This window comes from Acinetobacter boissieri (genome assembly GCF_900096955.1).
GTDB lineage: Bacteria > Pseudomonadota > Gammaproteobacteria > Pseudomonadales > Moraxellaceae > Acinetobacter > Acinetobacter boissieri.
Genome location: NZ_FMYL01000008.1, coordinates 148156 through 162283, shown reverse-complemented (window position 1 = coordinate 162283; position 14128 = coordinate 148156). Strand labels below are relative to the sequence as shown.

Here is a 14128-nt window from a genome sequence, read left to right as displayed (position 1 = left end):
CAGAAATGAATTTCCCAACGAGTACTCCTTCATTATTTGACGATGGTCAAATTGGTACAGGATCAAATATACCAAATACATCAACGACATTAGCTACATCAAGTTTGGTTGATTTACTTTACGATGGTTTCTATATTATTTTTTTATTAAAGAGGCAGCACTTGCCTAGTAACCCGGAGGATTTTAGAAAAAAAATCTTAGAGTTTTTATCTAGGTTTGAGCAACAAGCAAAAAAATTACAGTTTTCTAGTGAAGATATTTCAGATGCAAAATATGCTTTTTGTGCATTGTTAGATGAAACTATTGTTACGCAACAAGATGAATGTTTTTTTGGCTTACAAAACACATGGCTCATTAACCCATTACAATTAAGTTTATTTGGATCACAACTTGCAGGATATAACTTTTTCGAAATTTTAGAACAATTACGTACGAAAGGAAAAGTACGTTTGGCTGCTCTTGAAGTCTTTCATTATTGTTTATTACTGGGTTTACAAGGTAAGTATCGTATTCAATCTGCAGAAAGCCTTAATCATCTTATTACACGACTAGGTGATGAAATTGATTATTTAAAAGGTAAGAAAAATGACTTTTCTCCTTTTGCTGCACTACCAGATCAGATTAAAAATATTATTCATAAAGAGCTCCCATTCACATGGATTCTATTGATATTACTTCTTTTTACAGTTGTATCTTTTACTGGCTTAAATCTCATGCTGAATAAACAGAATATTCAAGCGTTATCTCAGTATCAAGATGTTATTAGCATCCCTGCAGAGCAAGCAAATATTACTGTTTATTTACCTTAATTTATGGATGAGAGATGGCTCAAGATAAACAAACGTCCGTAAAAATATTACAGACACAAATTAAAAGGAAGACGGGTCGTTCACTGAAATTTTTTCTTTTGGGTGGTGTACTTTCAATAAGTTGTGTCTTTATCTGTTTTTTTATCTTTTATAAAATGACAAATCGTATTGAAGCAAACCAAGTTATTGAAGAAAGCAAGGATAGCTCTTTTGAGCACCCTTTAAAAGAAGTGCATAGTTTGAATGCGACAACACCTGTGAATGATGATGATTTAAAAGATTACTTCAAACATCAACCTGTTCAAAATAAAGAAAATAAAGTTCAGTCTAATACGCCGTTTGATGCACTTTATATCAATAATAAACCTAAAGTAAATGAGCATAGTGGTAATAGCATTATTGAAAAATTAGAAAAAAAGAGACAACAGCCTAATATGGCTCAAAAAGAAAATGTTGAAATTTTTGTAAAACCATCATTATTAAATACACTAAACATAGACAATGAGTTAGAAATCCCAGAATCAGATTCTAAAAAAATAATTTCATTAAGAGCTAAAGACAAATAATATGATTGTATTTGTTATTTGTAGCTTTTTAATTTTAGCCGTTGTTTTGAGCCTATTTAGCTCGCATGAGTTACGTGTTAAAACACAAAGTTTTTTTTATTCAATCATGCCAAGAATAAAAAAAAGACGGATGAGTATTTGTAATTTTTCAAAGAAAATGAATTATGCAATGTCATCACAACAAACACAAAAACATTGGTATTTACAACAATGGGGGATTTTGATTACTGGTTTTTTTCTTTTAGGTAGTATCGTGGTGTTTTCTTTAACTCGTACAATTGATCCAACACGTATTGAAGCAAATTATTTAAAAGAAGTTGACCCTCAAATTTATACTCTTTTAAATGGTGAAATGCTGAACCCACCTTCAGAGGTTGACGAAAAACTGGTTGATGAAGCGATTGTACAAGCGATGCGATTGGAGCAAGAATATCGAGTGAATCATCAAAACCCAAAAAATTCATTAATTGTTGATGACGTACATGGTGGCTTTGATACTAAAATGGTTGATCGTAAATGGGAGAACATGAATCCACGTTACAAGCAACGTTTGTTGATGGTATTCAAGATAATGAGAGATCGTTATGATTATGAGTTAGTTTTACTAGAGGGATACCGTAGTCCTGATCGTCAAAATCTTTTATCAGGAGATACAAATACAACTAGAGCTAAAGCATATCAAAGTTATCATCAATTTGGTCTTGCTGCTGACATTGCATTTAAGCGAAATGGGAAAGTGATTATTTCTGAGCGTGATCCTTGGGCATGGCGTGGATACCAACTTTATGGTGAAGTTGCAGAGTCTGTTGGTTTAACTTGGGGTGGGCGTTGGACATCAATAAAAGACTATGGCCATACTGAATATCGTATGCCTGGACTCAAAAAAACGAAAGAAACTGCAGAAAGTCTTATTCTTGAAGGTGCGGCTAAAATGTGAAAATATTCTCATGTTTTAGATTGCCTTATATTCAAAAAAAATTAAAAAATTATCAAAATCTATAAAATATACAGATTATAAATATGTATATTTTCTAATATTTCTTAAGTTAGAGGAGCGTTATTTAATTTTGACTACCATGTATATGGCTTGTTTTTGTAAATGACTTCTAACAGTTTTATTGAGACAGTGTTAGCAAATTGTTCTACACGTCAGTGAGGTAGGTATATAAGCAGTGTAGTTTCAATATTCTCATATATTTATGAAACTGAAACTTAAGTTTATAGCGATTGCAAAACTATGTTTTATAAAATTTCTGTGTAATAAAATGCAGTAGATTAATTAAAGTGTAGTTAATGATATTGCAACATCTTTTGTATAGGTTAAGAAAACGTAAATTTGCTGATTAGGACACTTTACAGCCAAAAAATGTATTAAAAACTGAGCACTAATAATTTCGTCTTATTTCATATCTTGTGTTTATTGCTTTTTTTAAAAGCAAATAGGCAAGAGCGCTCACGTCTGTAAAGTTTTTGTCATATAACTGTCATAATTAGGGTGAACAATATGCGCATCTTATAGAGTCTATTATTTTGGCCGTATGAATCAGCAAAAAACACATCAAGACAATTCTACGCTACTCGCATCAGAGCTGCCAAAAAATGTAAATGTCCCAACGCCAAAGTTTTTTAAGCCAGTATTCTTAACGATCGTGATAGCAACGCTCATTTACATTGGGTTCCAATTGCACAGCGATCTTTCAAGCGTACCGCCACTGAGTTTGTATTCAGTCATTTTGCTGTCTACAGCTTTATTTATTGCGCTTGGTTTTGAGTTTGTAAATGGCTTCCACGATACAGCCAATGCAGTTGCAACCGTCATTTATACCAATGCATTACCTGCACCTGTTGCAGTGATGTGGGCAGGTTTTTGTAATTTTTTGGGTGTTTTGTTGGCAAGCGGTGCAGTAGCTTACGGCATTATTGCATTACTGCCTGTTGAAATGATTATGAATGTAGGTACTGGCGCTGGATTTGCGATGGTATTTGCATTGTTAATTGCTGCAATTGTTTGGAATTTAGGTACGTGGTACTTTGGAATTCCTGCATCAAGTTCACATACCCTGATTGGCTCTATTTTGGGCGTGGGGATTATGAATTACTTGCTGAATACCGCTGCAAATGTACAAAGTAGTGGTATTGATATGGAGCAAGTGCTGAAAGTAGGTAAAGCATTACTTATTTCACCTTTAGTTGGTTTTGTATTTGCTGCGATTGTATTTTTATTGGTTAAATTTTTCTTAAAGAAACAATTAGCACTTTTTCAACCACCAAAAGGCACAGAACCACCACCACCTGTCATTCGTGCTTTACTTATTTTTACCTGTACTGGGGTAAGTTTTGCGCATGGCTCTAACGATGGTCAAAAAGGCATGGGTTTGATTATGCTGATTTTGATTGGTTTAGTACCATTGGCATATTCTTTAAATAAAAATTTAGACAGCGATCAGTTTCAGCAGTTTAAAACACTTTCAAGTGAAACAGCATTGGTGATGTCGGTGAAACAACAGCCAATATCTGATGTAAATACGGCTCGAAATGTACTCACACATTATATTCAAGATAAACATATCACGCCTGAAGTTGTGCCCGCTCTAGCGACAATGACAGCATATGTTGGACAAACACTTGCGCCTTACCAGTCATTAAAAGATGTACCAGAGCATACAGTTGCAGACTTACGTAATGAAATGTATTTAAATACTGCCACGTTAAAGGCATTGAGTAAGCAAAAAGCATTACCAGAATGGACTGCTGAACAGCAAAAAACAGTCAAAGCATACCAAAAAGGATTAGACAGTTTCTTACAGTATATTCCAACATGGGTAAAAGTTGCTGTTGCTTTAGCACTTGGCCTAGGTACGATGGTGGGTTGGAAACGTATTGTTGTGACTGTCGGTGAGCGTATTGGTAAAAACCATATGACTTATGGCCAAGGTATGTCTGCCGAACTTGTTGCTATGACAACCATTGCAGCAGCAGATGGTTTAGGTATGCCAGTATCAACCACGCATGTTCTAAATAGTGCGGTAGCAGGTACAATGGTTGCCAATAAATCTGGCTTACAGTGGGCAACGATTCGAAATATTTTATCTGCTTGGGTGCTGACCTTACCTGTGACAATTTGTTTGTCTGGCGGGTTATACTGGTTGTTTTTACATATTTTCTAATCATAGTTTATTGTTTATATACCCCACACAAGATGTGGGGTTTTTTATTGAATAAGCGCTTGAGTGAAAGTATAAAATGTATTATTTCAGTATGTGTAATGAGATGAGTGCTTGATTTTTCAATAAAAGAGTCCATATTAAATATACAATCAACAGTATTTTAAAATTAGGCGGATATATGTTATTTCAGTTGCCAAAACTGCCTGCAGAGATTTCTGTTACGCATTTAAATGAGCGTTTAGACACCCAAAAAAAGAAAATTAAAGTCATTAAACCTGAGCAAAAATTTTCACTGTTTAAGCTGATAAAATCTAAAAAATCGGCAGGCAAAAAAAGTAAAGAACGGGTTTTTGTTTTAGATTTTAAAGGTGATGTACAAGCCTCTGCTGTGACTAGCTTTAGAGAAGAAATTACTTTAATTATTGCAACGGCAACGGCAGGGAAAGACCGTATTCTTCTACGTTTAGAAAGCCCCGGTGGTGTAGTGCATGGTTATGGTCTTGCTGCTGCTCAGGTTGCTCGTTTAAGAGATGCGGGCTTTCATGTCACCATATGTGTAGACAAAGTAGCAGCTAGCGGTGGTTATATGATGGCTTGTGTCGCTAATGAAATTATAGCATCTCCATTTGCTATATTAGGTTCAATTGGTGTTGTGGCACAAATTCCAAATTTTAATCGCTTATTAAAAGAAAAAAATGTAGATTTTGAGCAATATACTGCAGGTGAATATAAACGTACTGTCACTGTATTTGGTGAAAATACAGAAGAAGGCAAAGCAAAATTTAAGCAAGAGCTACAAGAAACTCATGAGTTATTTAAATTATTTGTAGAGAAATACCGTCCTCAGCTTAATGTTGAGCAAGTAGCAACGGGTGAGCATTGGTATGGAGAGCAGGCTTTAGGTCTAAAATTGGTTGATCAACTACAGACATCAGATACTGTTTTATTAAATCTAATGAGTGAACATGATGTGTATTTGTTAAGTACACGTACTAAACCAACTTTAGGTGAAAAATTAGGTTTACAGGCTGCACAAATGGCTGATGAAGTTGTACCTGTAGTACTTAACAAACTCGTAGATAGTGTATTTAAAGCTAGCCAAACTAAAATTTAACTATTTTTTCTCAAAAAAAGCAGTTCTTAAAGAACTGCTTTTTTTAATGGCCTTGCCATATATTTAATGTGTTTTTGTGCCAATTTCCGTAACTTGCATTCGGTAAGACAATCCAATCTGTACCAAAATGTGCTTTATTCTTTTCTACAGCGGCTAAGCCTTCAGACTTATTCTGCTTACTACTAAAGTCATTTGAGAAATCGTGTAAAGTGTCACCAAGTAGCATAATAATTTGGTAACCCTGAGCTGTAATGGCATCACGTCGTTTTTGTTTTTCTGGCCCAAGCAGTAATACCTGATCTGCATTTACTTGTGGTAATTGAAGCTGTTTTAATGTGGCAAGCGTTGTAGTTTTGTTTTCATCACTTCGATCAGAGACATAGAATATTTTTATGCCTTTGTCATTTAGAAAATTAAAAAAATCTAAACTCCCAGCAATGAGTGTAGGCGTACCATTTTTTTCCCATGCAGACCATGTATCCCAAGTAGACCAGTCATGACACGCTAAAGTATCTCTTGCCAATAAAGCACTATTATCAAGTACTGTTTCGTCTAAGTCGGTGACTACAGCAAGTGGTTTAGTGGTTTGAGGGTTCTGCTCTAAATATTGTTGAATACGTAGTGTGGCTAATAGATAGCTTTGTCGTTGCAATGCTTGAATTTCAGGTGAACCTTGTTGATATTTTAATGCCATTTGATATTGCTGAACGTTACAGTCGGGTGCTGCTTTAGCATATGTAGTTGCAGAGATATATAAGCTAAAAAATAATGTACTGAGTATTTTGGGAAAGTTATTTTTTTTCATAAGATGTCTAAACTAATATTTGTTATGGATAGAAAAAAGCGCTCTAGTATTGAGCGCTTTAATTAGAAATTACTCTAAAAATTTAACGACAGCACCTGCTTTAACCTTGCGGCCTAAATCATTGGCATCCCAATTCGTTAAACGAATACATCCATGAGATGCAGTTTTAGAAATGGTCGATGGGTTTGGTGTACCATGAATACCAAATGAGCGCTTGCTAAGACCAATCCAAATATTACCGACTGGAGCATTTGGGCCAGGTGGTAATGAAAGTGGTTGTAAATTTTTTCCTTGTACGAAATTACTTGGTGAGTAACTATACCAAGGGTTTGGTGTCACACCTGTTACTTTATACACGCCTGTAGGTGATGGTGTATCTGAGCTACCAATCGTTGCAGGAAATGAACCAACCATTTGATTTTTTGAGTTAAATAAGTACAGTTGCTTTGCACCTTTATGCGCAACAATTAAGTGAATATCTTCAGATAAATTGTTACGTACATTAGTCACAATAACTTTTTGGCCTAATTTATTGAAGTCAGCTTTGGGATTCAGCTGTTTAAGAAATGCTTCATCCATATGGAACTTTTCACCCAGCATTTCGGTAACGCGGGTGTAGTACAAGCCTTTCATTTTTGCTTGTAGTGCATAGTCGTGTGGAATTTCTTTGGCATAAGGACCTTTGAGGTCATTTTCAGTAATGGTGTATTCTTGAAAAGCAGGTTTGTCTTGTAAAGCAATCAAAGCATTCCAAGTATCTTGATCTAAAGCACCTGTGGTTTGTAAACCTTGCATTTGTTGAAAAGAGGCAATGGCTTTGAGCATGTTTTTACCACTAGAGCCATCAATTGCACCCGGAGAAGCATGTGCATTGTTTAGCATGACTTGCGCGCGCGCATACGCAGGAAATTGACCACGTCCAAGGCTTGGGGTCCACTCACTGTTGTTTAGGCCATCTAATGTCCAATTACCTTTTTCAGCTTTTCCAACTGATTTTGTATTATTTTGTTTTTCTGGACCAGCATCAATCGTTTGTGCAGTATGTGAGACGTTATCTAAATGTTTTTGTTCTTCAGTACTAATTTGAACTTCAGAAGCACTTGTATTAGAAAGTTGTTGATCTGCCATGATCTGTGAAGCACCTTTATTGTCTAGCGTTAAAGGGTCTATAGGGTCGGCGACAGGTGTAGATGCAACTGCTGAAGCATCTGTCATTGCTTGAGTATCTTGAGATACGGCAAATGCTGCTTGGCACATAATATAGCTTAGGCTCACAGCGAGTATTGAACGAACGAGCATGAATTAAACCTTAGAATTATAGTGTTATGAATCATAGTTAGTATTACAGAGTTTAAAATATCATGCATCAACTATTTTGTGCATATATAATATCAATGCTAAGTATCGTAAGGCCCTGTTATCTAATTAAAGCAGTTTTTGCTATGATAGGTTATAAATGAATAAGCCGTTGGAAAGGGCATGACTGAATTAAAAAATGATCGTTTTTTACGTGCATTATTACGTGAGCCTATAGATACCACACCTATTTGGATGATGCGCCAAGCAGGCCGCTATTTGCCTGAATATCGTGAGACTCGAGCAAAAGCAGGTGATTTTTTATCCTTGTGTAAAAATACAGAACTTGCATGCGAAGTAACATTGCAACCCTTACGTCGTTACGATTTAGATGCTGCAATTTTATTTTCAGATATTTTAACCATTCCAGATGCGCTTGGCTTGGGTTTATATTTTGAACCAGGGGAAGGGCCTAAATTTAGTCGGGTGATTCGTACAGAGCAAGACATTAAAAACTTACCTAAGCTCGATGCGAAACGCGATTTAGATTACGTGATGAATGCCGTGTCTACCATTCGTTCAGCGTTGTCGGGTGATGTACCTTTAATTGGTTTTTCAGGTAGTCCTTGGACACTTGCAACTTATATGATTGAAGGTGGATCAAGCAAAGACTACCGTTATACCAAAGAAATGTTATATAAGACACCAGAGTTACTTCATGCTTTACTCGATCATTTAGCAGATTCAGTGATTGACTATTTAAATGCACAAATTGATGCAGGCGCACAAGCAATTCAAATTTTTGATAGCTGGGGTGGAGCATTGGCACACCGTGAGTACATCGACTTTTCTTTAAACTATATGACAAAAATTGTGTCTGGTTTAAAGCGAGAAAAAGATGGCCGTCGTATTCCAATCATTTTATTTACCAAGGGCGGTGGGCAGTGGTTAGATGTCATGCTTGAGTCAGGTGCAGATGCTTTAGGTCTAGATTGGACAACTAAACTTGATCAAGCAAGAGCACAGGTGGCGGGTCGTATTGCATTACAAGGAAATCTTGATCCTGCAACGTTATATGGTTCGAGTCAAAGTATTGAAAAAGCGGTCAAAGCGATGTTAGACGATGCTTACCGTGGTGGTGAAAAAACAGGCTATGTCGCAAATTTAGGACATGGGATTACTCAGTGGGTAAATCCTGATATGCCTAAAATTTTTGTAGATACCGTACATGAGTACAGTGCGAAGTATCTCGGCTAGATGAACCACGTTTTTTCTCTTATATATACCATAGCGCAGCGTCTGATTTCGGCTGCGCTTTTTGGTATTTTGCTCTTACTTTCTTTTGCTGTGACATCAGGCATGGGTGATCAGGCATATTTTGGTTTTTATCGTTACGATTATTTGTTTTTCTGTGCGGTATTGATTCAAGTTTTAATGTTGTATTTAAAATTAGAGTCTTTAAATGAAGCCAAAGTGATTGCTTTATTTCATGTGATGGCGATGTGTATGGAGTTAGTTTTAACTGCACCACACATTGGCTCGTGGCAATACCCCGAACCTGCTGTGTTAAAATTACTCACTGTGCCATTATTTGCAGGTTTTATGTATTCCGCTGTGGGAAGCTTTTTTGTAAGAGCGATACGACTTTTTGAGGTCAGTTTTATATGCTTACCTCGCTTATATCATATGAGTGCTTTAGCTATTTTGGCATTTATTAATTTTATGAGTAAGTTTTTTATTATAGATATTCGCAGTGTTTTATTTATTTGGAGCATATTCATTTTTTGGCGGACTAAAGTACTATTTAAAGTGAATCAAAACAATATACGGTTGCCAATACTCCCGATTTTAGTGTTTTTTGCATTTTTAATTTGGATTGCTGAAAATATTAGTACGTTCTATGACATTTGGGTGTATCCAAACCAAGCCTACGGTTGGCGTTTGGTGTGGTTGGGTAAAATTGGCTCTTGGTATTTGTTACTGCTACTGAGTTTTGTTTCCGTTTTAGTCTTGTTAGGGAAACGACAGTCTAATGGTAGTTGGCGTATGCGAGAGCATTTTATTGGACATAAAAAAAGATAAGCAAATCGCTTATCTTTTTATTTATCTCTAAGAATTAATAACTTTCTGGTACAGCACTTAAAAACTCGCGGCGTGCTTCAGTATTTTCTTTAAAATCACCTACAAAAGAAACTGTACGAGTTGTTGAGCTTTGTTTACCTACGCCGCGCATCATCATGCACATATGTGCAGAGTCAATCACGACAGCGACGCCACGTGCACCTGTAACACTTTCAACGGCTTCAGCAATCTGCTGGGTTAGGTTTTCTTGAATTTGTAATCGTCTAGCAAACATTTCTGTAATGCGTGCAAACTTAGATAAACCCAATACGTTGCCTTCAGGTAGATATGCAATATGTACACGTCCATAAAATGGCAATAAATGGTGCTCACATAATGAGTAAAATTCAATATTTTTAACCAATACCATTTCACGATTATCTGAAGGGAAAACCGCATTATTGGTGACTTCTTCAAGACTTTTTTCATAGCCAGAAGTGAGATAAGAGAATGCTCTTGCCGCACGTATAGGCGTGTCTTTTAGCCCAGGGCGCTCTAAGTCTTCGCCAATGGTTTGAAGTATATGTTGGTAGGATTGCTGCATAGACATAACAGGTGTTCACTTACACAGATTAAGCAAGGGCGACATTGTAACAGAAAATTCTATAAGCGCATGCTTCAATCTCAAAAAAGCGCTATGCTTTGTCTTTTTTTATCTGCACACTACGTTTGATTAAAACCAGCACAGCACCTGTACCACCTTGTTTTTCTGGTGCACTTACAAAGGCCAAGACATCTTGGTGTTGTCTAAGCCAGCCATTTACATAGGTTTTTAAAATAGCTTCAGGGCCTTTGCCATGCACAATTTTGATCACAGTTTGGTTTTCAGCTTTTGCAATCTGAATAATCTCTAAAACTGCAGTCCGTGCTTGCTCGACTGTACAGCCATGCAGGTCTACTGCTTCAAACCAACGTAATTTACCTGTTTTTAGCTCATCAAAAACTTTGTGTTGGAGTGTCGTGGTACGGTAGCTCAAGTTTTGTTGACTGCTGACCGGGTTTAGTATTGCTTGTGTATCAGATAATGCTGTGAGTTCATGGTCATGTGTGCCTTCAGCAGCAGCACGTTTAGCCAGTAGTTGAGCATCAAGTCTTTTTTTAGGTGATTTAACAGATATCATCGCATGATTGTTTTTGGCAAACTTTTCGACACCTTGCATGGCATTTTGGAATAGCTCATTGTCATTAGGTAAAATGACTTTTTCAGCAATTATCTTAGAAGGCTGATTTGCATGATCTTCTGGTTGCTGCACAGGTGAAATTTGCTTACGAAATGCTTTGAGTAGCTTCTCTTGCTCTTTAGATAAAAAGCTGTCGTTTTTGCTCATGGGTCAATCCATCATAAAAATAAAAAAGCATGATTGATGATGTACGACATCAAAAAAGATGGCCGTCTTTAACAGCCATCTCTACGTGTAAAAGTCATTTAATTCAGTATTAAAGTGACTTAGGTGTGCCAAATAGCTCAAAAAATGCTTGATCTGGTGCAGGTTGTTTCATAAAGCTTTCGCCCACTAAAAAGTGGTTGATCTGATGTTGTTGCATAAAAGCCACATCTTGAGGAGTTGCAATCCCGCTCTCTGTAATCAGAAGGCGATTTTTAGGTAGCATTTTTTTGAGCCGAACCGAGTGAGCCAAATCGACTTTAAATGTTTTTAGGTCACGGTTATTTACACCCAGTAAACAGCGCTCATCTAAAAGTAGTGCACGTTCAAGCTCGTCTTCATTATGTACTTCGACCAAGACATCTAAATCATGCTCAAATGCAGTTTTAGACATTTCTTCAAGTTGTTGATTGGATAGGCAAGCAACAATCAGTAAAATACAGTCTGCATGAATGGCTCTAGATTCTACAACATTGTACGGGTCAATTAAAAAGTCTTTTCTAAGTGCAGGTAAGTTACAATTTTGACGTGCAATGTGTACATTTTCATCTGCACCTTGAAAGAAATCAACATCTGTGAGTACAGATAAACAGGCAGCACCTGCTTTTTCATATTGCTGTGCTATTTCTGCTGGGTCAAATTGTTCACGAATCACACCTTTGGAAGGGGAAGCCTTCTTAATTTCAGCAATAACACCTGGTTTTTTGTGGGTTAATGCATTGCTAAAGCCACGTGTTGGGCTCGCATGTTGTGCCATTTGCTCTAAGTCATATAATGTATGGCGGTGACGTCGTATAGCAAGTTCTTCAATTTTGCGGTCAATAATAGTACCCAAAATGGTGTTTTTTATATTGGTCATGTATTTACTCTACTCTTTTTAAACCAATTTTAGGTTTTGTGTGAATTCAGCAAACACACTCATTTTTTCTAGAGCTTGTCCACCATCAATAATATCTTGTGCAAAGGCAACACCTTGAGCATAGTTTTTTGCAAGCCCAGAAACATAAATACCAGCACCTGCATTGAGTGCAATCATCTGTGCTGCTTTGTCACCGAGCGCTGATTTTTTACGCCCTAGTGCATTTTGAATCAGCTTTAAACTCTGAGCTGCATTTTCAACACTTAAACCTGTAAGGGTTTGTGAAGTGATATTGACATCTTCGGGACAAATAGACCATTCGGTAATTTTGCCATTATAAAGTTCAGCGACATGCGTATGGGTTGCTAAGCTAATCTCATCTAATCCATCTTGTGAATGAACAACCATTACATGTTCAGCCCCAAGTTGTTTTAAAACTTCAGCCAATGGTAAACATAACTCTTTAGAAAAGACACCAACAACTAAGCGTTTAACGCCTGCAGGGTTGGTGAGTGGGCCAAGCAGATTAAAAATAGTACGTATACCTAAATCTTTACGTGCTTTAATGGCATGTTTCATGGCTTGATGGTGATTTGGTGCAAATAAAAATCCAATGCCCATGTCACGAATACAGCGTTCAGTTTGTGCAATATTTAAATCTAGTTGTATGCCTGCTTGTTCGAGCAGATCAGACGACCCAGATGCACTTGAAACACCACGGTTGCCATGCTTGGCCACGTGAGCTCCTGCGGCCGAAATCACAAAGCTTGATGCAGTAGACACGTTAAATAAGTTTTGGCCATCGCCACCTGTACCAACAATATCGACCAAATGATCTATACCTGTGGTATTGACGGGAATGGCTAGGTTGCGCATGACTCGAGCAGCCGCAGTAATTTCTTCGATGGTTTCGCCTTTTAAGCGTAGTCCCATCAGTAAAGCGCCAATTTGTGCATCAGTTGCTTCGCCTTGCATAATGCTAGACATCACTGCAGTCATTTGTGTATCTGTTAAATGAATTTGCTTGGTAATATGGTTGAGTGCTTGTTGAATATTCATGGTGTACTTATTTATAAATCTCTAAAAAATTCTTAAAAATGCTGTGACCGTGCTGACTTAATATAGACTCTGGGTGAAATTGTACACCTTCTATTGGTAAGGTTTTATGTCGAACACCCATAATTTCTTCAATTGAGCCATCTGCATGATTAGTCCAACATGTCACTTCTAAACACTCGGGTAGGGTATCTTGGGCAATCACTAAAGAGTGATACCGTGTTGCAGTAAAAGGTGAGGGTAGATGACTGAAAATTCCCACATCATTGTGGTACATTTCAGATAAACGACCATGCATTACTGTTTTTGCACGCACAACATCACCGCCAAATACTTGACCAATACTTTGGTGTCCTAGACATACACCCAAAATTGGAATTTTTCCTGCAAAGTGTTGAATGGCCGCTAAAGAAATGCCCGCTTGTGTAGGTGAGCATGGCCCTGGACCAATGACGAGGTATTTGGGTTGCCATGCTTCAATGTCCTCTAATGATACTTGGTCATTGCGAACAACTTTAACCTCTTGATTTAACTCGCCAAAATATTGAACGATGTTATAGGTGAAGCTGTCGTAATTATCGATCATTAAAAGCATTTTAGATCCAACCTTCTGAAAAATAATGATTTATTTAAATCTGTAGCGTGTGGTACTCATATTACCCATGATAAAAATGAGAGGTAATGGTTTAATTTAGCATTATTTCAAAGCTTTGTGGCAATTTAAGCAAGTAGATATTCAATCTAAGTAATTTTTGTATTTTAATGTATTTTTTTGGTGCAATCGCTGTAATTGCGACTACATTAATTTAATCAAACCTATGTTTTATTTTACTTTAATAGGTAAAAATAAAGGTTTAGTATCGTAATTTAAGACCAAAGTCATATATGATTTATTGTAATTTGCTGTTTATGCACTTGATTTGTGCGTTTTTCGGTGTAAATTATCTTTA

14 protein-coding genes are annotated in these 14128 nt (G+C 36.8%); 7 read left to right on the top strand and 7 right to left on the bottom strand.

Annotation, left to right across the window (positions count from 1 at the left end; genetic code table 11):
* The first annotated feature begins 5 nt into the window (after window positions 1–5).
* The 5 genes from icmH (at window position 6) to sohB (ending at window position 5656) form a co-directional block, all read left to right on the top strand.
* Window positions 6–809 (top strand): type IVB secretion system protein IcmH/DotU, encoded by an 804-nt coding sequence (gene icmH, locus BLS38_RS09730; protein WP_092749048.1) that lies wholly within the window; start codon window positions 6–8, stop codon window positions 807–809.
* Between the two features lie 14 nt (window positions 810–823).
* Window positions 824–1375 (top strand): hypothetical protein, encoded by a 552-nt coding sequence (locus BLS38_RS09725; protein WP_092749046.1) that lies wholly within the window; start codon window positions 824–826, stop codon window positions 1373–1375.
* Window position 1376: 1 nt separating this feature from the next.
* Window positions 1377–2312 (top strand): M15 family metallopeptidase, encoded by a 936-nt coding sequence (locus tag BLS38_RS09720; protein WP_092749044.1) that lies wholly within the window; start codon window positions 1377–1379, stop codon window positions 2310–2312.
* Between the two features lie 601 nt (window positions 2313–2913).
* Window positions 2914–4542 (top strand): inorganic phosphate transporter, encoded by a 1629-nt coding sequence (locus tag BLS38_RS09715; protein ID WP_092749042.1) that lies wholly within the window; start codon window positions 2914–2916, stop codon window positions 4540–4542.
* Window positions 4543–4720: 178 nt separating this feature from the next.
* Complete coding sequence (gene sohB / locus BLS38_RS09710; protein WP_092749040.1) at window positions 4721–5656, top strand: protease SohB; 936 nt, start codon at window positions 4721–4723, stop codon at window positions 5654–5656.
* Between the two features lie 43 nt (window positions 5657–5699).
* On the opposite strand, the gene BLS38_RS09705 is transcribed toward sohB, so the two are convergent.
* Window positions 5700–6461, bottom strand: a complete 762-nt coding sequence (locus BLS38_RS09705) for a 5'-nucleotidase, lipoprotein e(P4) family (protein ID WP_092749038.1) — start codon at window positions 6459–6461, stop codon at window positions 5700–5702.
* Window positions 6462–6530: 69 nt separating this feature from the next.
* Window positions 6531–7760, bottom strand: coding sequence for a L,D-transpeptidase family protein (locus BLS38_RS09700; protein ID WP_092749036.1), 1230 nt, complete (start codon window positions 7758–7760; stop codon window positions 6531–6533).
* Window positions 7761–7940: 180 nt separating this feature from the next.
* Here BLS38_RS09700 and hemE point away from each other — a divergent pair, with 180 nt between their 5' ends.
* Both hemE and BLS38_RS09690 read left to right on the top strand, forming a co-directional pair.
* Window positions 7941–9014 carry a uroporphyrinogen decarboxylase gene (gene hemE / locus BLS38_RS09695; RefSeq protein ID WP_092749034.1) on the top strand — a complete coding sequence of 358 codons (1074 nt, stop codon included), beginning with the start codon at window positions 7941–7943 and terminating at the stop codon, window positions 9012–9014.
* Window positions 9015–9839, top strand: coding sequence for a DUF817 family protein (locus BLS38_RS09690; protein ID WP_092749032.1), 825 nt, complete (start codon window positions 9015–9017; stop codon window positions 9837–9839).
* 34 nt (window positions 9840–9873) lie between these two features.
* Here the strand turns inward: BLS38_RS09690 and folE are convergent, their stop codons facing one another.
* The 5 genes from folE to BLS38_RS09665 all read right to left on the bottom strand — a co-directional run bounded on the left by folE (window position 9874) and on the right by BLS38_RS09665 (window position 13773).
* Window positions 9874–10422 (bottom strand): GTP cyclohydrolase I FolE, encoded by a 549-nt coding sequence (gene folE, locus BLS38_RS09685; protein ID WP_171258567.1) that lies wholly within the window; start codon window positions 10420–10422, stop codon window positions 9874–9876.
* A 91-nt stretch (window positions 10423–10513) separates the two neighbouring features.
* Window positions 10514–11206 carry a Smr/MutS family protein gene (locus BLS38_RS09680; RefSeq protein WP_092749028.1) on the bottom strand — a complete coding sequence of 231 codons (693 nt, stop codon included), beginning with the start codon at window positions 11204–11206 and terminating at the stop codon, window positions 10514–10516.
* A gap of 109 nt (window positions 11207–11315) precedes the next feature.
* On the bottom strand, window positions 11316–12122 hold the full coding sequence (trpC, locus tag BLS38_RS09675; RefSeq protein ID WP_092749026.1) for an indole-3-glycerol phosphate synthase TrpC: 807 nt from the start codon (window positions 12120–12122) through the stop codon (window positions 11316–11318).
* 18 nt (window positions 12123–12140) lie between these two features.
* The gene (gene trpD / locus BLS38_RS09670) at window positions 12141–13181 is read right to left on the bottom strand and encodes an anthranilate phosphoribosyltransferase (protein WP_092749024.1); all 1041 of its coding nucleotides are present in this window, start codon (window positions 13179–13181) and stop codon (window positions 12141–12143) included.
* 7 nt (window positions 13182–13188) lie between these two features.
* On the bottom strand, window positions 13189–13773 hold the full coding sequence (locus BLS38_RS09665; protein ID WP_092749022.1) for an aminodeoxychorismate/anthranilate synthase component II: 585 nt from the start codon (window positions 13771–13773) through the stop codon (window positions 13189–13191).
* Window positions 13774–14128 lie beyond the last annotated feature (355 nt).

What these genes read in the sequence shown, in the direction of transcription:
- icmH (WP_092749048.1), top strand. Translation starts at nt 6, where the DNA reads ATGAATTTCCCAACGAGTACTCCTTCATTATTTGACGATGGTCAAATT.
- BLS38_RS09725 (WP_092749046.1), top strand. Translation starts at nt 824, where the DNA reads ATGGCTCAAGATAAACAAACGTCCGTAAAAATATTACAGACACAAATT.
- BLS38_RS09720 (WP_092749044.1), top strand. Translation starts at nt 1,377, where the DNA reads ATGATTGTATTTGTTATTTGTAGCTTTTTAATTTTAGCCGTTGTTTTG.
- BLS38_RS09715 (WP_092749042.1), top strand. Translation starts at nt 2,914, where the DNA reads ATGAATCAGCAAAAAACACATCAAGACAATTCTACGCTACTCGCATCA.
- sohB (WP_092749040.1), top strand. Translation starts at nt 4,721, where the DNA reads ATGTTATTTCAGTTGCCAAAACTGCCTGCAGAGATTTCTGTTACGCAT.
- BLS38_RS09705 (WP_092749038.1), bottom strand. Translation starts at nt 6,461, where the DNA reads ATGAAAAAAAATAACTTTCCCAAAATACTCAGTACATTATTTTTTAGC.
- BLS38_RS09700 (WP_092749036.1), bottom strand. Translation starts at nt 7,760, where the DNA reads ATGCTCGTTCGTTCAATACTCGCTGTGAGCCTAAGCTATATTATGTGC.
- hemE (WP_092749034.1), top strand. Translation starts at nt 7,941, where the DNA reads ATGACTGAATTAAAAAATGATCGTTTTTTACGTGCATTATTACGTGAG.
- BLS38_RS09690 (WP_092749032.1), top strand. Translation starts at nt 9,015, where the DNA reads ATGAACCACGTTTTTTCTCTTATATATACCATAGCGCAGCGTCTGATT.
- folE (WP_171258567.1), bottom strand. Translation starts at nt 10,422, where the DNA reads ATGCAGCAATCCTACCAACATATACTTCAAACCATTGGCGAAGACTTA.
- BLS38_RS09680 (WP_092749028.1), bottom strand. Translation starts at nt 11,206, where the DNA reads ATGAGCAAAAACGACAGCTTTTTATCTAAAGAGCAAGAGAAGCTACTC.
- trpC (WP_092749026.1), bottom strand. Translation starts at nt 12,122, where the DNA reads ATGACCAATATAAAAAACACCATTTTGGGTACTATTATTGACCGCAAA.
- trpD (WP_092749024.1), bottom strand. Translation starts at nt 13,181, where the DNA reads ATGAATATTCAACAAGCACTCAACCATATTACCAAGCAAATTCATTTA.
- BLS38_RS09665 (WP_092749022.1), bottom strand. Translation starts at nt 13,773, where the DNA reads ATGCTTTTAATGATCGATAATTACGACAGCTTCACCTATAACATCGTT.